Raw genomic sequence first — 24,531 nt, 5'->3', positions numbered from 1 at the left:
AGTTTTTTTATATAAAAAAAATAATAGAGAATATTAGCAAAAATATAGTTTACAAAATTATTCTCGATCAATATAAAATGAAAATACTTTATAAAATCTTTTAAAAAATAATTAACCATACAGATTTGGTAAAGGAATCGAAGAAATGTATAATTCATATATCTCTAGAGAGAATCTAAAAAATTTGATATTCTATATTGAATTTAATAATATAGATAGCTTGGAGGAAATATGAGTAAATGGACAATGATTTATGATGAATGTTATGAGGAAATAGTTCAGGAAATAAAAAAAACTAGAGAAGAAAAATATACTCAAAAGGAGTTTTCGCAAAAATTGGGGATATCACAAAAAACAGTAAGTTGTTATGAGAATTGCAGAAATGAAATGAATATAAAATTGCTTGCAGAAATTTGTGAAATATTAGATATAAATTTTATGAAAAGAATGGAAATATTTTTTAAAGCATATAGTTCAAACAAAAAGAAAAAAAAATAATATATTACAAATTTGGTATAAAATAAGCGAAGGTATATAATCCAATTATCTCTAGAGAAAAAATAAAAAATGGAGGAATTAATATGGCAGAAACATTTACAGGGAATCAATTAAAAGCAATACCAATAGAATCGTTAGTAGCAAGTCCATTAGTAGCAGTAGTAGATGCACAAAAGCAATTAAGTGCTTCTATGTATAGTTTTATTAAAGAGGTGGCTCTTGATGAAAATGGCAATGTAAAAAACGTTAATTTTAACTATTCAGCAGTTGAAAATGGAGAAAAAGTAGAAAAAACTATCTCTGCACCATTTATTGCAATGACAGGGATTCCAAATTTATCAATGGAACTGGTTACAATAGATTTTGAAATGGAAATTTCAACTTCAGATACAAGTACAAGCTCTACTGATGTGGGAGCAAGTGTTTCAGGAGGATGTTTTGGAGTAAAATTTAGTGGTAGTGTATCACATAAATCAGAACAAACAAGAAAATCAGACACAAGATCTAAATATACTTTCCATGTAGAAGCTAGGAAACAGGATACTCCAGAACCATTAATGAGAATAATTGAGGCAATAACTAATGATGTAACAAAACCATCTCAAATAACAGATGGAAATGCACCTAGAAATAGTGAGAGTATTATAAATACTCAAGAAACAGCTGCATAATAATTTAATGGGAGCTCATTAGAGCTCCCTGATAAAAGGAGGAGAAAATGATAAAATGTTATCCTTGGAAATTTAGAAAGTCACAAAATGACCAATCTCTTTCAGATATAACAAGAGGGCTTCTTTATTCAGCTAACGCTGCTCAGCAAATATTAAATAATCATTATATTGAGTCTATAGCCAAGTATTTTGATGAAGATGGCAACCCTATAATGTATAATTTTAAAGTGCAAGATAATAAAAAAGCAAGTATCCCTCTTTTAGCTTTAACAGAACCTAAAGGATTAAGGCTTAAAGAAATAGAAATAGATCTCAATGTTAGAATAGATGAGGGAAAAGTAAAAACTAAAGATGGGATTCCTGAAGAAGATGAAGTAAGATATGCTGACAGAACAAGTTTTGAGGTTACTCTTGCTCCTACTAGTGATAATACTAAAGGAAGAACTTCAAATAATATAGGAATAAAATTAAAATTTGAAGAACAGGATAATCCAGAAGGAATAGAAAGAATAATGGATGAATTTAGAAACAGACCTCTCATATATACTATGTTTGATACAGAAGAAAATGAAGAAGAAAATGAAGAAGAGATTGAAGAAGAGGAAGAAGAAATAGAAGAGGTGCCAAAGAAAAAAAATTCTTTAAAGAAAAAACGTAAAAAAGCTTTATATGATGAAGATGATGAATAAAAAAATCAAAAACTTCTTCCAAAAGATAAAAAGAAAATTTTATAAAACCCCTGAAGAAAAGAGAAAGGATCTTTCTAAAAAAATATTCTACATAGCTGATGAAATAACATATTTAGAAAATACACTTAAAAAATATAATTTTTATTCAGCTAAAATATATTTTTCCTTTAAAAATGATGATATAATAGAAGATATAAAGAATGGTTTGGAAGGAAGAAAATTATTTAACTATGAAATCATTAAAAAAGATAATAATATAAAGCTGATACTTACTAAAAAATAGGAGGTAAGAATGAAAGTTAAAGACATATGTGAAGTTATTGATACCAAAAAAGTTATGAGAGTAATAGCTTTAAATGAAATAAGTGGAAATGAAAATGTTATATGTAAATTTAGTTTTGCTGGAGGAATATCTGGATATAGCTTTGGAAGAAGTCAGTTTGATGTGAAACATAATGAAGCAGCTAGAAATTTCCTCAAGAACAAATGTGGGTTTACACAAGCAGAGATGGATAAACTTTTAAGATTGGATAAAGATATAGCTCCATTGAATGAAAAATTAAAAGCCCATAGAAAAGAGATAGATGAACTTGATGCAGAGCATATAAAAAAAATGATAACACATGTTTCATCATTGGAAAAACTTCCTGATATGGATGAAAAAACTTTTGTTCATTTAGTAGATTACCATAATCAATTTAATCTAAGCAAAGGTGGAAAAATGCATCAATGGCTACAGTTAAAACCACTATTGACACCAGATGATGTACTTAACTTTAAATTAGGACTAAAATGGGGAAAAGAGCATCCAGAAGATGTCAAAAGAAGATGGAATAATATAGAGAGAGAATGGTAAAATAAAAAATTGAGGAGGATAAATTATGGAAATAATAAATAAATTAAGGCAGAATACTATTATTTTTGCAGGATATGGATACCATGAAAAAACAATTGATGTAACTGAAAAGATAAAAGCTGGATATAAAACTGGAAAAATAGAATTTAAAGCTGGAAATGATATTGCTGGAGATCCTTTTGTAGGCAGAAGAAAATCTTTATATATTATTTGGACAGAAGATGGAATAACAAAATCAGGAACTGTTGAAGAGGGAGATGGAAGAGGAATTGTCCTTCCAAAAACTTTGGCAGTAGCTGATTAGTAAAGTAATTTCATAAAAATTGAATATTGAAAATCAATAATAAAAAGCTGTGATAAAAGTGATGTTTTATCCAGCTTTTTCTTTAATAAGAATGTTTTGTGAAATTTTTATTAAACTCTTGTTATTAATTTAAAAAATAATAGTTATAAATGGGGAAAATAGACTTTAAAACTGGATTTAAATAGGACTTGATTTTTTGAAATAATGGAGGGAAAGATGGAGAATTTAGAAGGAGGAAAAAAAGATCAGAATTTTTTGAAAATCAATAACAAAGTAAAAAAAATTAAAAATTTGGTATTATTTATTTTTATATGTTTATCGCTTTTTTTCATGGGAAGATTTTTTTATGTAATATATGACGAAAAAGTAAATTTAGATAATGAAATAGAAAACTCATTATCACTGGCAGAAAAAAAATTAGATATGTATTTAAAAACTTTTAAATGGGAAGAGATAGATGAAAAGAAAATTAATTATAATACTATATTTCAAAATTATCTTATGTATAAACCTAAGACAAATATAAATCAAAATTACACAATATATAAGTTGCCATATGTTAGAGAAAAGTTTTCTTCAATTATTAACAATGGGATAATTATATCAAAAGAGAATGAGAGAAATAATAAAAAATTAGAAAGAATTTTGTCTAAGGAATTAAGTACTTTAAATGAAATAGAAAAAATATTAGAAAATGAAAATTTAAAAAATACTAGAATAGTAGCAGTAAATAATGACTATAGAATGATTTTTTCTAAAGAAGTACTTGATGAGTTGAAGGAAAAATACTATAGTGAATCACTAAAATATCCAATAATTTCTGGAAAAAATATGAGATTTTACAAGAAGAAAAATGGAAAAATTTATTATTTAGAAATAAAAAATTATAATTTATTTTTAAAAACTCTTCTTAAAACTCCAGAATTTAAAAGATATGAGTATTTATTTTTAATATCTCCCTCAACAAGATATATATATCATCCTAAAAAGGAACTTTTAGGAATGGATCTATTTAGTGAGGCTTTAATAGATAAAGATAAGAATTTAAATAAAGCTGCAAAAGTGCTGTATGAAAAAAATCCATCAGAATATTTTTCAAGAGTAAGTAAAAATAAAGTAACATCTCAATCTTCAATTATGGGATATAAATATTTTTCACAAATACCTTTATATATAGGAATAGTAACTATAGATGAGGAATCTGTTGTGGGAAGAATAATAGATATAAAAACAGATTTATTTTTAATGATAATATTTTTCTCACTATTTTTAGGAAGTTATCTTGTAATGAATTTAAAAGAAATATCTTGGAAAAAAATAGCATTAGTGTCAGGAATACAAATACTTCTTGTATGTGCTTTTATAGGAACAATAAATTATTGTTCGTTAAAAGAAGAGATGAAGAAATTTGAAACAATAAACAATAAGGAAGCTTTAAATAATTACTTATGGACTAATAAATTAAGCAAAGACCTTACTGTAAAACTACAGATAGAATCAATAGAATTTAAAGAAGCAAATAATGTGAAGATGACAGGAACAATCCAACATGAGAGTGAACCTAAATATGATATTTTCTTTCCAGATGCTGTAGAATATAGTGAATGGGTTGTAAATGAGAAAAATGGAATTGTTACTAAAAAGTTTTTAATGCTTCTTAGAGAGGAATTTAATTATTATAAGTATCCTCTTGAAAGTAATGTAATTTCATTAAAAATGCAGGGAAGAGGCATGGATGAAGGAAAAGTTGTAGTTCCAGATTTTACAGAATATCCTGAAGGAATGCTGATGTCAGCTAATCATGGAATCAGAAAAGATATTGTCCTAAATGGTTGGAACATGATAGGAACTTTTTTCAGCTTTAATAAAATTTCTGACCTAGAGCAAGAACTTGTTTTTAATATTTATTTAAAAAGGAATATGCTGTCCCCATTTATTTCAAGTCTTCTTCCAGTTTTTATTATTTTATCGATGATATTTGGAATATTGATTTTAATAGAAGAGGGAAAAGAGAATGAAAGAACAGAATTTACTTTAGGATCATCTTCAGGGCTATTCTTTACAGTTATATTATCTCAAAGTCGCCTTAGAGATAATATAGCAACAGATGAACTTTTATATTTGGATTATTACTATTTTTTGTTGTATGCATTGCTATTGATAACTGTTTTAACTGTATTTTTCTATAAATATAAAAAAATAGAATATAAATATATTTTTAATCTGAAAAAACTATTTTGGTTTTTATCAAGTTTTATAATAATGTTAATCACACTTATTATTTATAATATATAAATAAAAAATGAAGGGGCTGTTTTAAATTTGCAACAGTCCCTTCATTTTAGTATTATCGAGTAAAAATAAATTTATCTTTATCAGATAATTCAATGTTAATTGAATATCCAAGCTCAGAAAATTCTTTGATTTTTTCTACATCATTAATTTTGTTTTTAATAAGATAATTAAGCATACTTCCTCTACCCTGTTTTGCAAAACTGCTCACTGATTGGAATTTTCCATTTTTATTTTCTTTAAAATCAATATCAATAATTCTATAAAGAAAATTTTTTCGTTCTATCATTTTAGAATATTCGCCTGAAGCAAGGTTTATAAGGATTTTATCAGAATCTTTCTGTAAAAGATTTGTGATATAATTTGTAACATAATTATTCCAAAATGAATATAAAGAGGAAGAATTTAGTTTCATAGTCATATCCAATCTATACTTTTTGACAAAATTAGAAGGATGTAAAACTCCATAAAAAGCAGAAAGAATAAGTAGAGTATTTTCAGCATACTCAATATTATTTTTATCATATTTTTCTAATTCTAGGTTTTTAAATGAAACTCCATTGTATAATGAAAATGCAGATATCTCTTTTAAAGAATCAAAATTTTTTATATTTTTAAAAGTTTCATCTAAAAGTTTACCCTTAATTTTCATAATTTCTGCAATCTCTTCTTTTGAAAAGGATTGAAGTTTTTTCAAAAGTTTATTATTTTTTTCTTTAAAAAATAAAGGAGAAGAGGATAGAGATAATATCTCACTATCTCTCATCTCTTTGCTTGGGGAGAATATAATCTTCATTAGAAGAATATCCCATTGTCACAATAGTTTTCTCCAAGAAGTGGGAAGAAGATAATACAGCAGTCTTTATCCCCATTTATTTTTTTTATAGCTCTTGTTAAAAATTCTCCAACTGTAGCTTTTACTTCTGGAGTTCTTTCAAACCAGTATAGTTCAACAAATGTATATCCATCTACTATTTTTCCATCATAGATATATTCAGTATCCATATGTTCAATAGTAAACCAAGTTCTGTCACACTTGATTATCTCAGTAAGACCATCAATTATCTCCTTGCTGTTTTCAACTAAAGCTTTTTTATCCATTCCTCTAACTTTTAAATGTGGCATAATTCCCTCCTAAATTTTTATTATAAAGACTCCTTTTCAGGAATCAAAGTTACATCAATATAGTTATTTAAGTTTATTGCTTTCTTAGCAAAGTCCATTAAATCTTTTTTCTGCATTATTTTTGCATATTCTTCTGGTGTAGGAACCTTATATTCTGGGTCAACAGTAGATTTTTGGTAGAAATAATTTAGCCAGAACACATTTTCTTTCAATTCATTCTTGTATGAAAGTTCATAATTTTTTATAATACTGTCTATTTTCTTTTGATCTATATCTTTGTTGGACATATCAGAAATAACTTGCAGTACTGCTTTTGTCAATTCATTAACTCTCTTAGTATCACAGCTGAAACTTATTGTCATTCTGTCTTCTCCAAAGTTATTAGGTGAAAGAGAAACTTTAGATGAAATAGAGTATACACCACCTATTTTTTCTCTTATATCTTCAATAAGAGCTATATTTAATACTCTTGAAAAACCACTGTATAGGATTCTTTCCTTTTCTCCATAAGTGCTGTTATATGGGAATATTAAAGTTACAGTTGATTTTTTATCAATTCCTTTTACCACTTCTTTTTTCACAATATCTTTAGGGATATTCAAATCAAGTGGTTTAGGAGAAATTACTTTTTCACTACTAGGCAACGAAGCAAAATATTTCTCAAGAAGTGCAGGAAGTTTCTTTTCATCAAATGAACCAACTACTAATAATTGATATCCATTAAAATCATCAAATTTATTTTTGAATGTATTTAAAGCTTCATTTTTATTAATCTTTTCTAAATCCTCAAGAGATAAAGGAAGTCTTCTTTGATTATTTCCACTATATATTTTAGAAATTTCGTCACTATAGACTGCTCTTGGAGAGTTATTTCTATTAAGAATAGCTTCTTTGGTATTTTCTATCATTGTTTTAAATATTACATCATCAATTTTAGGTTCTTTTATAGTATAGCTCATATATTCCAAAGCTGGAATAAGGTTTTCTTTATCTGTTGTAATAGAAATTCCCTGCTCATAGTCAGTGATATAAGGAGATAGACTGAAGTTTTTTCCTTTCATAAAATTTTCCAAATCATTTGGTGAAATGTTAGATGCACCAGAACTGATTACAAGATCACTGCTGAAAATAGAATTTAGATATTCAGGGTATGCATCAACTGAACTTCCCTCTTTTTTAAATAGTTTTATATATATTTTATCCTTATCAAAGTCTGTAGATTTAGATAATACTTTTATTCCATTAGAAAGACTAAAACTTCCATCAGAGGATTCAATTATTTTTCCATTTGTAACTTGAATAGGAGGAAGTTCTACATTTGATGATGAAAAATCCAATAGGTTATCTTTTGCTTCTCTGCTTTCAGTCATTACTTTTTCAAGCTGTTTTTCATCAGGAATCCCTTTTCCAGTAGAAGGAGCAGTAAGGAAATAAAGAGTATTGCTGTTATATATTTCTTCCATTCTTTTATTAAGATCAGATAATTTTATTTTATCCAATTCTTTTGAAAATACTTCAAATTCTTTATCTACATCTAAGAAGCTGTCACCAGACATAATATATTCCACAAGAGCATTTATATATGTTCCATGCTGTATGCTTTCTTTATTTGCAACTAAAGTTTTATAATTGTTATAAATATTTTTCTTTTCTAATTCAAGTTCTGTCTGATTTATTCCTTTTATCATAGAAGTTTTTAATGCTGCATTTAGAAGAGCAGCCCCTTCTTCAGTTCTTCCATCTCTTATAGCAGCTACTGCACTGAAAATATCACTGTGGTTGTTGATTGAATATTTATACACAAGGCTTTCAATAATAGGAGAATTATCTTTTTTAGAAAGATTAGATAATCTTGTATTAAGAATATTAAAAAGGAGCTGATCTATAATACTTGCTTCCATTCCTTCCTCAGTATTTATTATAGTTCTATCTAATATTTTTGTCATATAGAAAGTGTTGTAAGTAATTTCAGGATCAGTAAATACTATATATTTATTTTTAAGTTCAGCAAGCCTATAATCTTCAGGAACAGTAACTTTTTTGTCACTTGTATAGTCAAAATATTTTTTGATTATATTTTCAACTTGAACAGGATCAAAATCCCCAACAGCAACTACAGACATATTTTCAGGTAGATACCATCTATCATAGAAGCCTTTTAGGATTTCAGAAGTAGCTCCATTTATAGTTTCTGTAAGACCTATAGGAAATCTGTCAAAATATCTTGAGTTGCCAAAGATGGCTTTTTTATGAATATCTCCTAGTCTTTGAGAAAGACCTTGTCTTAATCTCCATTCTTCTATTATTACTTTCTTTTCATTTTCTACCTGATCAGGTGCTAAAGTCACTTCTGTAGCCCATTCTCTAAGAACTTCTACACCTTTTTCTATATCTTCAGTTGTAGTAGAAGGTACTTGTAGCTTATATACAGTTCTGTCAAAAGAAGTATAAGCATTTAAATCTCCACCAAAATTTAAACCAAGTGATTGAAGATACTTGATCATATCATTTTTTTCATACTTTGTAGTACCATTGAAAGCCATATGCTCAAGGAAATGAGCCAACCCCTGCTCCTGTTCCTCTTCATATAAAGAACCAGCTTTTACTACAAGATTAAGTTCAGCTTTCTCTTCTGGCTTTTTATTTTTGTATATATAATAAGTTATTCCATTTGGAAGTTTTCCAGTAACTAGGTTTGGACTGTTTTCCAAAGGTTTTGAGAAAACAGTTATAGAAAGTATAAAAAGCAAAATAGTAAAAAGGTATTTCTTAAATCTATACATTAATTATCACCTCAAAAGTTGTTTTAAATATATAATAACACAATTTTGTTAAAAGATATCAGAAATTTTTTCTTTTTTTCTTCAAGTTCCTCTAAAAAATGTTATAATAAAAAAGAAAGATAATTTTGATAAAATTCTAAAAAAGGAAAGTGAGAAGATGAGTTACAGGATAGTATTGATTCATGGATTTCATAGAGATTACAGAGATATGGAACCATTGGAACAAAATTTAGCTTCATTAGGGTATAAAGTAGAAAATTTAAATTTTCCTCTTACTTTTCCAGATATAAAATTTTCAGTGGATATGCTTAAAAGCTTTCTTTTGGATCTTAAATATGGGGGACTTAGTGAAAAAGAGGAAATTGTTCTCATTGGATATGGACTTGGAGGACTTCTTATTGAAGAAACTTTGAAAGACAAAGAGGCAGAGGATATTGTTGATAAAATAGTATTGATAGCTGCTCCACTGAGAGATTCAGTTGTTCATAGAAGATTAAAAAGAATTTTTCCCCTGTTGGATACTATATTTAAACCTTTAAAACTTTTTAAAAGAAAAAAAGAATATGAAATAGATAGAAAAATAGAAATTGGATTGATTATAGGAACAGAAACAGAGGGGATATTTAGTAAATGGCTGGGAGAATATAATGATGGGCTGGTAAATTCTAAAGAATGTATGTTGGATTATGCAAAAGATACTCTTTTTCTTCCTCTTGTTCATGATGAAATACATAAAAAAATGGGAACAGCAAAATATATAAATAATTTTATATCAAAGGGACAGTTCAGAGTAGATTAATTGGAGGGAGCAAATGGAAAAAAAGATAGAAAAATATGTAGAACTTGCTGTAAAGATTGGTATAAATCTTCAGCAAGGACAGATTCTGGTTATAAATTCTCCAGTAGAAACAGCTGATTTTACCAGAAAAATTGTAGAAGAAGCATATAAAAATGGAGCAAAAGAGGTAGTAGTCCACTGGAATGATGAGATATGTGGAAAATATAAATATCTGTATGGAGCAGAGGAATTATTTGAAAATTATCCTCAATGGCAGGTAGAATCTATTATGGAGTATATGAGAAAAGGAGCAGCTTTTTTAAGTGTATATGCTTCTGATCCAGAGCTACTAAAAGATGTAGAGCAAAGTAAAATAGCAAAATATCAAAGAACAAGAAGCAAAGCATTGAAAGAACATTATGACAGAATAATGAATAACTATAATCAGTGGTGTGTAGTATCTGTGCCAACTAATGCCTGGGCTGGGAAGATATTTCCTGATCTAACTAAGGAAGAAAGTAAAGAGAAATTATGGGATCTTATTTTCTCAATAGTGAGAGCGGATAAAGATGATCCAATAGAAGAATGGAAAAATCATTTAAACTCATTAAAAAAGAATATGAATTATCTTAATGAAAAGAAATTTAAAAAATTGATATATAAAAATTCCCTTGGAACAAATCTGGAAATAGGTCTTCCAGAGGGGCATATCTGGACAGCAGGAGGAGAAACTTCAAAAGAAGGTGTATATTTTGTAGCTAATATGCCTACTGAAGAAATATTTACACTTCCTAAAAAAGATGAAGTAAATGGAATAGTTTACAGCAGTAAACCTTTTAGTTATGGAGGAAATTTAATAGAAAAATTTTCACTTACATTTAAAGAGGGGAAAGTTGTAGATTTTTCTGCTGAAAAAGGAAAGGACACTCTTGAACAGCTTTTAAAAAGTGATGAGGGAGCAACTTATCTAGGAGAGGTAGCTCTTGTTCCATATGATTCACCAATTTCAAATTCAGATACTATATTTTATAATACTCTTTTTGATGAAAATGCTTCATGTCATCTTGCATTAGGACAAGCTTATCCTATTTGCCTGGAAAATGGAAGTGAAATGGATGAGAGCCAGCTTAGAGAAAAAGGAGTAAATATTTCAATGGTGCATGAAGATTTTATGATTGGAACTTCTGACTTAGAAATAATTGGAATAGATCATCTTGGAAATGAAACTTTGATAATGAAAAATGGAAATTTTGCCTTTACTGAAAAGTAATAAAGTGGTAAAATGGAGTTCCTTGGCAGGGGAATGTATATACCAAAATAAAAATGAAGCTGATAGATAAACCAGCTTCATTTTTTATATAAATTCTTTTTCTCTTAGGAACTCAATAACTTTTTCTACACCCTCATCAATAGTTGAATACTGTATTGTATGATTAAATTGATATTTGTCTATACTTTTTTGATAAAGAGGATCATAGTATTCTTTTATCAATTCTGCTGCTAATTCTGGAAGTTTTTTATTTTCGAGCAGCTGTAAATAGCTTTCAATATTTTTTTTAGAGGTATAACGGCTGATTTTCATTATACATTCTCTTAATGCCTCTTCAGGAGCATCAGCATAATCTTCCATAAGAACTTTTATTCTATGTTCAGGAGTAGTTTCAGCTATCAGATGATATCCTGAAACAAGAGAATCATAGACAGAATCAGGAATGTAAATATTTCCTATTCTCTTGCTCTCACTTTCAGCAAGAATATATCCTTCCTTATTAGAAACAAGAAATTCATAAAGCTCTGTTTCAAATCTTTTCTGGCTTTGTTTTCTTTTCTCTCCAAGAGCTCCAAAGTGAGAACCTTTATGATCTGCAATTTTTTCAAGATTTAATACAGGATATCCCATTTCGTGAAGTTTGGCAAGTATTTTAGTTTTTCCAATGCCTGTTCTTCCATGAATGATGACATATTTAAACTTTTCATTGAGAATAGGTATTGACTTATATACAAATTCTCTATAAGCTTTATATCCTCCTTCAAGCTTTGTACACTTATATCCTAATGCCTGAAAAAGTGAACACATAGTTCCGCTTCTCATTCCTCCTCTTGCACAAAAGAAGACTATTTTTTTATATTTAGAAGAAAGTTCCTGTACTTGCTTAAAAATCTCAGGAAGTCTTTTAGAAATAAAATTTACCCCCAGTTCTTTAGCTAATTCTTTTGACTGCTGTACATAAGCTGTTCCAACAGCAGCTCTTTCTTCATCTAATAAAACTGGGATATTTACAGCATTGGGGATAGGTTCACTTTCAAATTCTTTTGGAGTTCTTACATCAACCAAAATGTAGTTATCCATTTCTAAAAGTTCCCTATAGGTAATTGTATTCATAAAAAATCCTCCCAAAATTCATAATATATATAATATACACCTTTTATCGACTCAAAGTCAATAAAGAGTGGAATCTTAATAAAAAATTATTATTAAAAATATGTATATATTATAACTGAAATATTTGAAAAAATAAATTATAAAAAAAATAAAAAAGGGAAAAAAGTATGGAAAAAGTATATATAATTGAGCTAATTCGAAAATATAAAAAAATCAAATTCATACTATATATAGTTTTATTTAAAAAAATAAACACTATATTTTGTAAGAATTATGCTATAATATTTTTGGTAATATAACAGGGAGGTAGTCATGGATATAGCTAGCTGGTTAGGAAAAGACAATAAATTAGGAATGGATATTTGGGAAAAAAAATATAAATATGATGGCGAAACATTCAATGAATGGTTAGAAAGAGTTTCTGGTGGAGATCAGGAATTAAAAGAAATGATAGCTAATAAGGAGTTCATCTTTGCTGGAAGAATTCTTTCAAATAGAGGATTGTATAAATTAGGAAGAAAGATAACTTATTCAAATTGTTATGTTATAGCACCTCCAGAAGATAATCTGGAATCTATATTTGATACTGCTAAAAAACTGGCAAGAACTTATTCTTATGGTGGGGGATGCGGAGTAGACATTTCTAAATTAAGACCAAAAGGATCAGAGGTAAATAACTCAGCCAAATATACTACTGGCTCAATATCTTTTATGGAACTGTATAATTTAACTACAGATATAATAGGTCAAAAAGGAAGAAGAGGAGCATTAATGATATCTATTGATGTAAATCATCCAGATGTTTCTGAATTTATCTCTATTAAATCAGATCTTAACAAAATACAGAAAGCAAATATATCTGTAAGAGTAGATGCTAACTTTATGAAAGCAGTAATTGAAGGTTTGCAGTTTGTGACTGAGTTTTTAGTAGAAGATACTGGTGAGGTAATCACTAAAGAAATAGATGCAAGAAAACTTTTTAAAGAACTGGCAAGACAAAACTGGAAATTTGCTGAACCAGGAATACTTTTCTGGGATAGAATATCAAAATGGAATCTATTAAGTGAAGATGAAGAATTTGAATATGCTGGAACAAATCCATGTGCAGAAGAACCACTGCCAGCAGGAGGAAGTTGTCTTTTAGGCTCTCTTATACTTCCAACATTTGCAGAGGGAAAAGAGTTTAACTTTGATAGATTAGCATCTGCTGTACAAAAATCTGTAAAAGCTCTTAATGATGTACTTGATGAAGGACTACCATTACATCCTCTTGAAGAGCAAAGAGAATCAGTAAGAGATTGGAGACAGATTGGATTAGGAATATTAGGGGTAGGAGATCTTTTAATTAAACTTGGATTGAAGTATGGATCACCTGAATCTTTAGAATTCTGTGATAATATAGCAAAAGTAATAGTAGACAACGCATTGAAAGCAAGTGCACTTTTAGCTAAAGATTTTGGAGCATATCCTAAATATAAAGCCAATAAAGTATTGAAATCAGAATTTCTATTAGAAAATGCGAGTATAGAAACATTTGAGTTAATTGAAAAGTATGGACTTAGAAATTCACAGCTTTTAACTATAGCTCCTACAGGTTCAATAGGAACAATGTTAGAAACAAGTACAGGAATAGAACCTAATTTTGCATTTTCTTATGTAAGAAAAACAGAAAGTCTTCATGGAGAAGATGTATTTTATAAAGTATTCATTCCAATTGCCAAGAAGTATATGGAAGAAAATAATATTATAGATGAAGAGGATTTACCAGAATATTTTGTAACAGCTCAAAATCTGAATCCATATGATAGAATAAAAATGCAGGGAATATGGCAAAAAAGAATAGATGCAAGTATTTCCTCAACAATTAATCTTGTAAATAAAGTTTCTGTTGAAGAAGTTGAAAAGCTATATTTAGAGGCTTGGAAAAACGGACTTAAAGGAATGACAATATATAGAGCTGGTTGTGACAGGGAAGGAATACTTACTGTAACACCAAAAACAGAAAAGAAAGTAGAAGAATTAACATTACCAACTATACCTAGAGGAGAGTTGAAACCAATAGCTCCAGATACAATTTACTATCCAACTACAATGAGAATAGGTTGTGGAAAACTTAAAGTAATGATAGGTTATTCCCCAAGTGAGAGAGCTATTCAAGACCTGTATGTAATAAGAAGCGGAGTAGGTGGATGTGAGAAAAATATTCAGGCTGTGGCAATATATATGTCTGGAATACTTAGACTAGGTGGAAATCTATTTATGCTGGAAAAAGCAATAGCAGGAGTAAGTGGATGTACATCATTTGCTGTAGCTAGAAGTAAAAATCAAGAGATAAGCAAAGGAAATACATGTCCATCAGCTATTCTTAATATTCTTAAGAATTTTGAAAAAGATATGGGATTAGATGCACATGAAAAAGCTATACAGAAAATAGATGAAGAGGAAAGAAAAGAGATAGAAGAAATTAGTGAAAGAGAAGCTGATTATGTCACTCGTTGTCCTGAATGTGGTGAAATAATAGATGTTACTGGTGGATGTTATACTTGCAGAAGCTGTGGTTTTTCTAAATGTGAATAATATGAATTAATAAAAATGGTTCAAAAGTTGATTTTGAATCATTTTTATTTTATTAATTTAGAAATTTATTTTTTTATGTAGAAATAGTTAGGTTTTAAAGTTTGATTGTAGTCTTTGCAAATGTTTTTTTTAAAGAAAAAAACTTGAATTATAGATATAAATAAAGTATAATTGTTTTAGATAATTTCCTAATAAATTTGATAGATGATGTTAGTAAAAGAACCCCAAGGGGTTCTTTTACTTTAATAAATTAATAATTTTAGTTCTTATGCAACTATAGGTAGACAAAAAGTAGCAGATAGTTGGTAGTATGGAAAGATGGAAAATGATAAAATAAAATATCTTCTGGAAATAGGAATTTAGGAAGTTTGGCAGAATAAAAAATAATTAGAATATTTTTAATCTTTAAAATTGATATTATGACTGCAGAGGTTTTTCATACCTTACTTTTTACTAATTTCAATGGTATAATATTAACAAATATAATAATAGATGTTGGTGAAAAAATTAATGAAAAATGAAGCTAGAAGATTGCTTAAAGAAATATATGGATATAATGATTTTAGAGATGGACAGAAAGTAATAGTATCTTCAGTTCTTCAAAGAAGAGATACCTTAGGGGTAATGAGTACTGGAGGAGGAAAATCTATATGCTATCAGATTCCAGCTCTTCTTTTCAAGGGGATAACAATAGTTATTTCTCCTCTGATATCTTTGATGAAAGATCAGGTAGATACTTTAAAACTTTTAGGAATAAAAAGTGTGTATATAAACTCTACTCTCTCTAGAGAAGAATATTCTGATGCTATGCATAGAATAAGAAGTGGAAATGCAAAGATAATATATATAGCACCTGAACGACTCGCAAATGAAAAGTTTGTAGCTTTTATAAAAAAACTGGATATAGCTATGATAGCTGTAGATGAAGCCCATTGTATTTCTCAATGGGGTCATGATTTTAGAAAAAGTTATCTAGAAATACCTAATTTTGTAAAAAAAATAGGAAAACCAATACAGATGTTGGCTCTTACAGCAACAGCAACTTCTGAAGTAAGACAAGATATAGAAGAAAAACTTGAAATGAAAAATCCATTCAGTTATGTAGCAGGTTTTGATAGAGAAAATATCTTTTTTAAAGTAGTAAAAAATGTAGTTGCTGAAGCATATATAGTAGATTATTTAAAAAAAGCTCCTAAAAAATCAGGAATAATCTATGCTTCTACCAGAAAAGAGGTAGACAGCCTATATGCCTATCTTGAACTTAGGGAATTTAGTGTGGGGAAATATCATGCTGGACTTACTGAAAAAGAGAGAAAAGATTTTCAGGAGAAGTTCATTAAAGATGAAATAAAAATAATGGTAGCTACAAATGCTTTTGGAATGGGAATAGATAAATCCAATGTAAGATTTGTACTTCATAGAAATATACCAAAGGATATGGAAAGTTACTATCAGGAAGCTGGACGTGCTGGAAGAGATGGTGCCCCTGCTGAAGCTGTTCTCATGTATTTTGAAGAAGATGTAGGAACACAGGAATATCTCATAGAAATGAATGAGGAAACTGAAAATCAGTTGAAGAAAGAGAAAAGGGAAAAGCTTGATAAGATGGTGGAGTACGCTTATCTTGAAAGCTGTTACAGAGAATATATATTGAAATATTTTGGAGATAAGAGGATAAAGAATTATTGTGGAAAATGTGGTAACTGCAAATCTTTCAAAAATGTTGAAGATCTTACTGTAGAAGCTCAAAAAATACTCTCTTGTATAGGAAGAGCAAAGGAAAGTATAGGAATATCTACTTTAACAAATATACTTGTAGGGAAATCAGATACCAAAATGGATAAAAAGGAATATCATAAATTATCTACTTTTGGAATAATGCAGGAAAGAGAAAGAAACTGGATAGAGGAATTTATAAATTTCTTGATATCAGATGGGTATCTTGAGCAGAGTGCGGGAAGTTTTCCAGTGCTTAGACTAAATGAAAGGGCCAGAAAAGTGTTGAAGAATGAAACTACTGTATTTAGGAGAGTAGATGAAAAAGTAACATTTGATTACTATGAAGATCCATTATTTGAAAATTTGAATCAGCTGAGAAATAAAATAGCGGAGAAAGAAAAAGTAGCTCCATATATTGTGTTTTCAGATCTGACACTTATGGAAATGGCAGAGAAAAAACCTAAAAATAGATGGGATATGTTGAAAATAAGAGGAATAGGAAATCAGAAATTTAAAAACTATGGGGAAGAATTTTTAAAAGTTATAAATAGTTTTTCAGATGAAGATATGGAGATTATCCGACTGGAAAGTATAGTTGAAGATAAATATCTGGAAGAATCTAAACTGGAAGACTTAAAAAATAAATTACAAATAAATATAAGTTCAGAAAAATTGAGAGAAATTTTAATTAAGTCATTATTTAGTTAGAACATTAAGGAGGTTACAATGAAAAAAATATTGGCATTTCTTGTTTTATTGACTACACTTGGATGTAATCCAGGGGATAAAACACCAGAGCAAACGGCTGAACCAGAAAAAACACCAGAGGCAACAAAAACAGAGAATGTGGTGGTAACTCCGCCAGTAAAGGAAACAGAATTAAAAATTTTAGATGTATCAACTACATCTGGAGAAAAACCTAATATTGAAATAACTCTTTCTGATGAAATAGGACTTAATAGTGATATAGATGCATATATAAAAGTTGATGGGGAAAATGGTTATGATATTATTAAAATGAAAAATAAGATAATCATAAGAGGAGATTTTTCTACTGGAGAAACATACCAAATAGAAATTTTAAAAGGATTGAAATCTAAAAATGGAGTTGTATTAAATGAAAATTTCAATACAACAGTAGCTTTTAAAGAAATCGAGCCTAAGATAGCTTTTTCAAATGAAGGAATAATTCTTCCAGCTGTGAATGATAAGAGAATAAGTTTTAAATCTCTTAATGTAAAAAAAGTAAATGTAAAAGTTAAGAAAGTTTTTGAAAATAATACTACTCAATTTTTACAGAATTTTGTATTTAAGGGAAATGGAAATGTATTCAATTATGGATTGCAGGGAGATTTCTATAAAATCGGAGATGTTCTTTTTGAAAAAGATTATGATTTAAATAATATTAAAAATAAATGGATTCAAACTGAAATTGAATTAGGAAGTCTAGTAGACTATAAAGGATTTTTTATAGTTGAATTATCTTTTAATAAAGATGGAATAGACTACACTTTCCCAGAAGGTGTAGAAAATTGGCAGCAATATAGTTTCTTTGAAAATAATGGAAAAATAGGAAAAGTTATTTTACTTTCAGATATGGGTATCCTTGCTCAAAAAACTAAAGATCAATATTTAGTAACTGTGACTAATGTAGCCAAAAACAGTGTTGTAAAAGGTGCTAAAGTAAAAGCTATAACTTACAATAATCAGGTAATTGAAGAAAAAACTACCAATGAAAATGGAGAGGTAACTTTTGATGGAAAAGATAAGATTTTCTATATCATAAGTGAATTGGGAGATGAAAAATCAATACTTAAATTAAGTGATTCTCTTCTGTCATATGATGGGTTTGCTGTAGATGGTATATATGCAACTGAAGGTGTAAAAAGTTTTATGTATACTGACAGAGGAATATATAGACCTGGAGATGATATCTATCTTTCTGTAATAGCTAGAAATGCAGATGACAGCTTCCCTGAAAATCATCCAATCAAATTAAACATATATACACCAACAGGGAAGAAATTCTTAGAAAATTATGTTTTAAATAATGGAAAAAATGGATTCTATACATATTCTTTCAAAACTAATCTGGATTCAGAAACTGGTATTTGGAGAGTAGAGGCACAAGTAGGAAGCACTACATTCAGAAAAGATATTCCTGTAGAAACTGTAGTTCCATATAAAATAAAAGTTGATGTTGATGCACCTAAAGTAGTTGATATAAATGAAACTGGTAATTTTGAAATAAAAATTGCTTCAGATTATCTTTTTGGTGCACCAGGAAGTGACTTGAGATTCAACAGTGAATTGCAAATAAGAGAAGAGAATGTAAGATTTGAAAAGTTCAAAAACTATACTTTTACAAATCCTACATCATATAATTTCTATCATAGAGATTATAAAGAGGGAGTACTGAACAACGAAGGAAAAGGAACTATTAATTTTGACATAGCTAAAGTTACTCCTAAAAATATAAATTTAATAGGAACTATCACTACTAAAGTATTGGAAACAAGTGGAAGACCTGTTTTAGATAGAAGTATGGTAACATTAAAGAAATTTGATACATATGTAGGAATGGAAATACCATCTGACAGATATATGAAGAGTGGAGATAAAGTAAATCTTCAAGTTATAGCAGTATCTAGTGATGGAGAAAAACTTGTTCCTGGAAGAAAAATGAAATATAGAATATATAAGAATGAGTATTCTTGGTGGTGGGACTATAATGACTATGGAAGTTTCCTGAAATCAATAAAAACAGATACAAATACTACTTTTGTTTATGAACAGGAATTTATATCAGGGGATAAGCCATATATTATAGATTATCCAATAGATGGAACAGGAGAAATATTTATAGAAGTAGAAGATGTAGAAACTGAACAAAGTACAGGAGTAAATCTCTATGTAAGTACTTGGATGGACCCTAGTGTAAGTAAAAAAGTGGATAAACTTAAAATGGAAACTGATAAAAAATCTTATAATATAGGAGAAAAGGCTAAGATTATATATGAGGGAGAAAAGGGAGCAAAAGCTCTTATCACTATAGAAAAATCTGGTCAAATAGTAAAGAGATATTGGAAAGATGTTAATGATATTAAAAATGAAGAAGAAATAGAAGTTACTGAAGGAATGTTCCCTAATGCTTATGTAACTATATCTTTATTCCAAGATTATAATAACTTTACAAATGACAGACCATTAAGACTATATGGTGCTGTACCTCTAATGGTAAAAAATGAAGCTACTAGACTAAACTTAGAATTAAATACTCCAAAGGAGTTAAGACCAAATGAAAAATTCAGTGTAAAAGTTAAAAATAAAGCTGGAAGACCTATGGAGTATACAGTAGCTGTGGTAGATGAAGGACTTTTAGATATAACAGCATTTAAAACTCCAGATCCTTGGAACTATTTCTATCAGAAAGAAGCTCTTCAAATAATGTCTTATGATAACTATAATGAAATTATAGGAAAAACTTTTGGAGAAGTACATCAAGTATTGAAAACTGGAGGAGGGGAATTCTTAGCTGAAATGTCAGCAATGGATAAATCTAGAAGCAAACAAATGGGACTTGAAGAAGCTCAAAGATTTAAACCAGTAGCAATGTTCAAAGGAGTTCTTACTACTAATGATAAAGGTGAGGGAGAAGTAGAATTTACAATGCCTAACTATATGGGGTCTGTAAGAGTCATGGTAATAGGAGCAGATAAAGGAATGTATGGAAGAGCAGAATCTACAATTACTGTAAAAGCTCCAATAGTTATGAATGCTTCACTTCCTAGAACATTAAAAGTTGGAGATGAATTCAAGGTTCCAGTAGAAATATTTGCTTTAGAAGATGATCTTGGAGAGATAACTGTAAGTATCAATTTCAATGGAGAAACAAAAACTGAAAAATTCACTTTGAAAAATAAAGAGAAGAAGACAGTATACTTTACAGAAAAAGTTCCTAATAAAATAGGGGCAGATAAAATAACTATAAGTGCAAAATCTAATAAATATAATTATGAAGAAATTACTGATATAGATATAAATTCAAATAATCCATATATTTATCTGAATAATATAAAAACTGTACCAGGTGGAAAAGAAGTTGTATTTAATGCACCAAAAGATTCAATAGAAGGAAGTGTAGAAAGTACATTAACTATTTCTAGTTCACCTATACTGGCTATAGACCAAAGACTTAAATGGCTTATCAGATATCCATATGGATGTGCAGAACAGACTACATCAAGTGTGCTTCCTCAATTATTTATAAAAGAACTGTCTTCTGAAAATGCTTTTGATAAAAAGAGAATAACAGCTAATATTAATTCTGGAATCACTAGACTGTCAAAATTCCAGCTTTATGATGGGTCATTTACATACTGGCCTGGAAGCAGAGAGGCTGACTTATGGGTAACTAACTATATTGGACAATTTCTGATAAGTGCAAGAGATAACGGATATTATGTACCAGAAGATATGTATAACAGATGGCTGGATTTCAGTAAAAAACAAAGCAAAATAGCAGGAGCTGATTTAGACAGAAAGGCATATACTTTATATTTATTAGCCTCAGCTGGTTCTCCTGAGATAAGTGAAATGAACCTTATATATGAAAACTATATGGAAAGTCTTTCAATAACGAGTAAATGGTATATGGCAGCAGCATATAAATTAATAGGAGAAAATAAGATAGCTGTAGACATTGCTAATACTCTTCCATTAACTGTGCCAGAATATGATTATGACTACTATAGATATTCTTATGGTTCAAATCTGAGAGATAAAGCTATTGTACTTGGAGCATACTATAAAGTGTATGGAAAAATAGAAGAAAAATTATACAACGATTTACTTCAGGCACTTCAATCACAAAACTGGCTTTCTACTCAAAGTACAGGATACTCTTTGATGACTATAGCTGAAATGGTAAAATCAGGAGCTAAAGAAGAGGTATCTGGAACTATCGAAATAGATGGACAGTTAAAAAGATTTACAACTAAAAATGGAACTTATACAGAATCAATTTCTGATAAAGTGAAAGATATCAAAATAGTTTCTGGCAATTCAAAAGATATGTTTGTTAATTACTATTGGGAAGGAGTTCCAGTAAATTATGAGGGAGAGGATATTGCTAAAAATATCAAAATAGAAAGAAAATTCTATGATATCAACGGAGCAGAAATAGATCCAAAATCTCTTACATCAGGAACTACATTCTGGTTGGAAGTAAAAGTACTTCCTGAAAATACAAGAGGATACTACTATATAAATGATGTAGCATTGACACAAGTACTTCCTACAGGATGGGAAATAGAAAATGTAAGAGCATTGAAACAACAGTATCCAGAGTGGGTAAAAACTAGAATGGGAAGTACTAATATAGATTATGAAGATATCAGAGATGACAGAGTTATGTGGTTCTTTGACTTCAATAACTACAGCAGAACTGGAAATAGCTTCTTTGTTAAGATAAATACTGTAACAGTTGGAAAATATAAATTCCCAGGAACTATGGCAGAAGCTATGTATGATAAAAATTATGAAGCTTACCTAAAAGGATTTGAAGTAGAGGTCAAATAATGAAGAAAAAATATCTGATATTTTCAGGAATTGTTCTAAGTGGGATTATTCTCACTTCATGGACATATTTAAAATATGATACTGATAAAATACTTAGTACATTTGAAGAAAGATACAGTCAGGTGGTGTTAGATGATAAAAATGACATCCTTGGAGCTTATCTTAATAAAAATGAACAGTGGCATTTGAAAAGTACAGATAAAATACCTGAAAAATTAAGAGAAGCAGTTTTAAATTATGAAGATAAAAATTTCTATTCTCATAAGGGAGTAGATGGAAAAGCAATAATTAGAGCTGCAAGAGATAATATATTCCAAAGGAGGAGAACAGGAGCCAGTACTGTAACTATGCAGGTAGCAAAAGTTCTTGAACCAAAGCAGAGGAGCTATTTTAATAAATATAGAGAAATAATTCATGCAGTGAAGATAGAAAGAAAATTCACTAAAGATGAGATATTATCAATGTATCTAAATAATGCTCCCTATGGTGGAAATATTGTAGGATATAAGACAGCTTCACTTTTATACTTTCAAAAAAATCCAGATGAACTTACTTGGGCAGAGGGAGCACTGTTAGCAGTGCTCCCTAATTCTCCTGGGCTTATGCATGTGGAAAGAAACAGAAACAGACTTATAAATAAGAGAAATGCTCTTTTAAAAAAATTATTGGAAAGAGGTGTCATTGATGAGAGGCAGTATGCTTTATCAAAGATGGAGCCTATTCCTGAAAAAAGATATAGATTTAGATCTCTTGCTCCACATCTGACTAGAAGATTGACACAGGAAAGCAATGAAAAAATAATTAATAGTACTATCAATAGCCAGCTTCAAGAAAAAATAGAAAAAATAGTGAGAGATTATTCTGAATACCTAAAAGGTGAAGGAATAGGAAATGCAGCTGTATTAGTAGTAGATAACAAAACTTACGAAGTAAAAGTATATATAGGGTCACAGAATTTTTATGATTTTAATACTAATGGCCAGGTAGATGGAATAACTGCTAAGAGATCACCAGGTTCTGTATTGAAACCTTTCCTCTATGCTTTGGCAATAGATGAAGGGATAGCAGCTCCAGAGTCAAAGATACCAGATGTTCCTTTATATTTTTCAAATTTCAGTCCTCAAAATGCTAATAAAAAATATTATGGATTGATTGAAATGAGAGAAGCTCTTATAAAATCATTAAATATTCCTTTTGTATCGTTATTGAAGGAATATAAAGATGATAAATTTTTCTATTTTTTGAAAGAGGTATTGGACTTCAAAGACAATAACCCATCAAGATATGGACTTTCTCTAATACTTGGAACTAAAGAGCTAAGTGTGGAAAATATAGCTAAACTATACACTGGATTGGGAAATTATGGAAATTTTAGAGATTTAAAATATACAAGAGATGGGCAGAAAGAAAAAGGAAATCAGCTTATATCAAGAGGTTCAGCATATCTTACATTGGATACTATAAGACAGCTGGAAAGACCTGGACTTGAAAGTATGTATAGGGAAAAGAATCCTGTTTCATGGAAAACTGGAACAAGTTATGGACGAAGAGATGGATGGGCAGCTGGAGTTACTCCAGACTGGACAGTAGTAGTTTGGGTAGGAAATTTTACAGGAGAAAGTAATAGTAATTTGTCAGGAGTAGTTAGTGCAGGAAAACTTTTGTTTAATGTATTTAATGCTCTTCCAAAGAAAACAGCTCTATTCAATCTTCCAGAAAAAGATCTTGAGGTTATAAAAGTAGATAAAGAAACTGGATATAGAATGAAGTTTGATGTACCATCAAAAGAGATACTCTATCCTGTAGGAGCTAAACCTTTAAAGCTTTCTCCATACTATAAAAAAGTTTTTCTAAACAAAGATGGAGAAGAGATAGATTCAAGAAATGAAGACTTTACTGAAAAAGAGGAAAAAGTAGTGCTTAACTATCCTATTGAGATAATAAACTATTTCATAAGACAGAATATGGATGTTTCAAATATTTTTAGTAGCAAAATCAAAGAAAAAAGTGTAAAATTCATATATCCAATAAAGAACTTAAAGATAGTTATACCAAAAGATTTTGATGGAGAGAAGAGCGTCATAGTAAAAGTAGCAAATGTAAAAAAGCAAAATCTTTACTGGTATATCAATAAGGAATATATAGGTAGAGACAAAGATAAAGAAAAAAGTCTTAATCTAAAAGAAGGAGAATATGAAATAACTGTAGTAGCTGAAAATGGTGAAACAGAAAAAGTAAAATTTGAAATAGTAAAAAATAGAGTAGGAAGGAAGTAG

At 29.1% G+C, this 24,531-nt stretch carries 17 protein-coding genes; 13 read left to right on the top strand and 4 right to left on the bottom strand.

What is annotated here, in order from left to right; genetic code table 11:
• Positions 1–231 precede the first annotated feature (231 nt).
• The 7 genes from E0E45_RS09585 to E0E45_RS09555 all read left to right on the top strand — a co-directional run bounded on the left by E0E45_RS09585 (position 232) and on the right by E0E45_RS09555 (position 5,313).
• Positions 232–498: a helix-turn-helix domain-containing protein gene (locus tag E0E45_RS09585; RefSeq protein ID WP_130890954.1), complete on the top strand. Its 267-nt coding sequence runs from the start codon at positions 232–234 to the stop codon at positions 496–498.
• Between the two features lie 83 nt (positions 499–581).
• Positions 582–1,169: a DUF2589 domain-containing protein gene (locus E0E45_RS09580; RefSeq protein WP_130890953.1), complete on the top strand. Its 588-nt coding sequence runs from the start codon at positions 582–584 to the stop codon at positions 1,167–1,169.
• A gap of 47 nt (positions 1,170–1,216) precedes the next feature.
• A complete protein-coding gene (locus E0E45_RS09575) occupies positions 1,217–1,858 on the top strand; it encodes a DUF2589 domain-containing protein (protein WP_130890952.1) in 642 nt (213 codons plus the stop codon).
• The gene (locus E0E45_RS09570) at positions 1,839–2,141 is read left to right on the top strand and encodes a hypothetical protein (protein ID WP_232044091.1); all 303 of its coding nucleotides are present in this window, start codon (positions 1,839–1,841) and stop codon (positions 2,139–2,141) included. Before E0E45_RS09575 ends, E0E45_RS09570 begins: the two co-directional genes overlap by 20 nt.
• Positions 2,142–2,150: 9 nt before the next feature.
• Complete coding sequence (locus E0E45_RS09565) at positions 2,151–2,714, top strand: hypothetical protein (RefSeq protein ID WP_130890951.1); 564 nt, start codon at positions 2,151–2,153, stop codon at positions 2,712–2,714.
• Positions 2,715–2,739: 25 nt separating this feature from the next.
• Positions 2,740–3,018: a hypothetical protein gene (locus E0E45_RS09560; RefSeq protein WP_130890950.1), complete on the top strand. Its 279-nt coding sequence runs from the start codon at positions 2,740–2,742 to the stop codon at positions 3,016–3,018.
• A 216-nt stretch (positions 3,019–3,234) separates the two neighbouring features.
• A complete protein-coding gene (locus E0E45_RS09555) occupies positions 3,235–5,313 on the top strand; it encodes a hypothetical protein (RefSeq protein ID WP_130890949.1) in 2,079 nt (692 codons plus the stop codon).
• A 52-nt stretch (positions 5,314–5,365) separates the two neighbouring features.
• On the opposite strand, the gene E0E45_RS09550 is transcribed toward E0E45_RS09555, so the two are convergent.
• From E0E45_RS09550 to E0E45_RS09540, 3 genes are read right to left on the bottom strand one after another with little or no spacing between them, the layout of a single operon-like run.
• On the bottom strand, positions 5,366–6,106 hold the full coding sequence (locus E0E45_RS09550; RefSeq protein ID WP_130890948.1) for a YaaA family protein: 741 nt from the start codon (positions 6,104–6,106) through the stop codon (positions 5,366–5,368).
• Entirely contained in the window at positions 6,106–6,435 is a 330-nt protein-coding gene (locus E0E45_RS09545) for a DUF1904 domain-containing protein (protein ID WP_130890947.1), read from the bottom strand. The genes E0E45_RS09550 and E0E45_RS09545 overlap by 1 nt, the downstream gene beginning before the upstream one ends.
• 20 nt (positions 6,436–6,455) lie before the next feature.
• Positions 6,456–9,218 carry a M16 family metallopeptidase gene (locus E0E45_RS09540; protein ID WP_130890946.1) on the bottom strand — a complete coding sequence of 921 codons (2,763 nt, stop codon included), beginning with the start codon at positions 9,216–9,218 and terminating at the stop codon, positions 6,456–6,458.
• A gap of 157 nt (positions 9,219–9,375) precedes the next feature.
• Here E0E45_RS09540 and E0E45_RS09535 point away from each other — a divergent pair, with 157 nt between their 5' ends.
• Positions 9,376–10,017, top strand: coding sequence for an esterase/lipase family protein (locus E0E45_RS09535; RefSeq protein ID WP_130890945.1), 642 nt, complete (start codon positions 9,376–9,378; stop codon positions 10,015–10,017).
• Between the two features lie 13 nt (positions 10,018–10,030).
• Positions 10,031–11,266: an aminopeptidase gene (locus E0E45_RS09530; protein WP_130890944.1), complete on the top strand. Its 1,236-nt coding sequence runs from the start codon at positions 10,031–10,033 to the stop codon at positions 11,264–11,266.
• Between the two features lie 84 nt (positions 11,267–11,350).
• On the opposite strand, the gene mnmH is transcribed toward E0E45_RS09530, so the two are convergent.
• Positions 11,351–12,379 (bottom strand): tRNA 2-selenouridine(34) synthase MnmH, encoded by a 1,029-nt coding sequence (mnmH, locus tag E0E45_RS09525; RefSeq protein ID WP_130890943.1) that lies wholly within the window; start codon positions 12,377–12,379, stop codon positions 11,351–11,353.
• A 312-nt stretch (positions 12,380–12,691) separates the two neighbouring features.
• Between mnmH and E0E45_RS09520 the strand changes: the two genes are divergently transcribed.
• The 4 genes from E0E45_RS09520 (at position 12,692) to pbpC (ending at position 24,531) form a co-directional block, all read left to right on the top strand.
• Positions 12,692–14,956 (top strand): adenosylcobalamin-dependent ribonucleoside-diphosphate reductase, encoded by a 2,265-nt coding sequence (locus E0E45_RS09520; RefSeq protein ID WP_130890942.1) that lies wholly within the window; start codon positions 12,692–12,694, stop codon positions 14,954–14,956.
• A gap of 510 nt (positions 14,957–15,466) precedes the next feature.
• Complete coding sequence (gene recQ / locus E0E45_RS09515) at positions 15,467–17,383, top strand: DNA helicase RecQ (RefSeq protein WP_130890941.1); 1,917 nt, start codon at positions 15,467–15,469, stop codon at positions 17,381–17,383.
• An 18-nt stretch (positions 17,384–17,401) separates the two neighbouring features.
• Positions 17,402–22,255, top strand: coding sequence for an alpha-2-macroglobulin family protein (locus E0E45_RS09510; protein WP_130890940.1), 4,854 nt, complete (start codon positions 17,402–17,404; stop codon positions 22,253–22,255).
• The gene (gene pbpC, locus E0E45_RS09505) at positions 22,255–24,531 is read left to right on the top strand and encodes a penicillin-binding protein 1C (RefSeq protein ID WP_130890939.1); all 2,277 of its coding nucleotides are present in this window, start codon (positions 22,255–22,257) and stop codon (positions 24,529–24,531) included. Before E0E45_RS09510 ends, pbpC begins: the two co-directional genes overlap by 1 nt.

Source organism: Fusobacterium ulcerans ATCC 49185 (assembly GCF_900683735.1).
In the GTDB taxonomy this organism is placed as follows: domain Bacteria; phylum Fusobacteriota; class Fusobacteriia; order Fusobacteriales; family Fusobacteriaceae; genus Fusobacterium_A; species Fusobacterium_A ulcerans_A.
The sequence above is the reverse complement of the archived record's forward strand: the minus strand, read 5'-3'. Positions and strand labels throughout refer to the sequence as shown.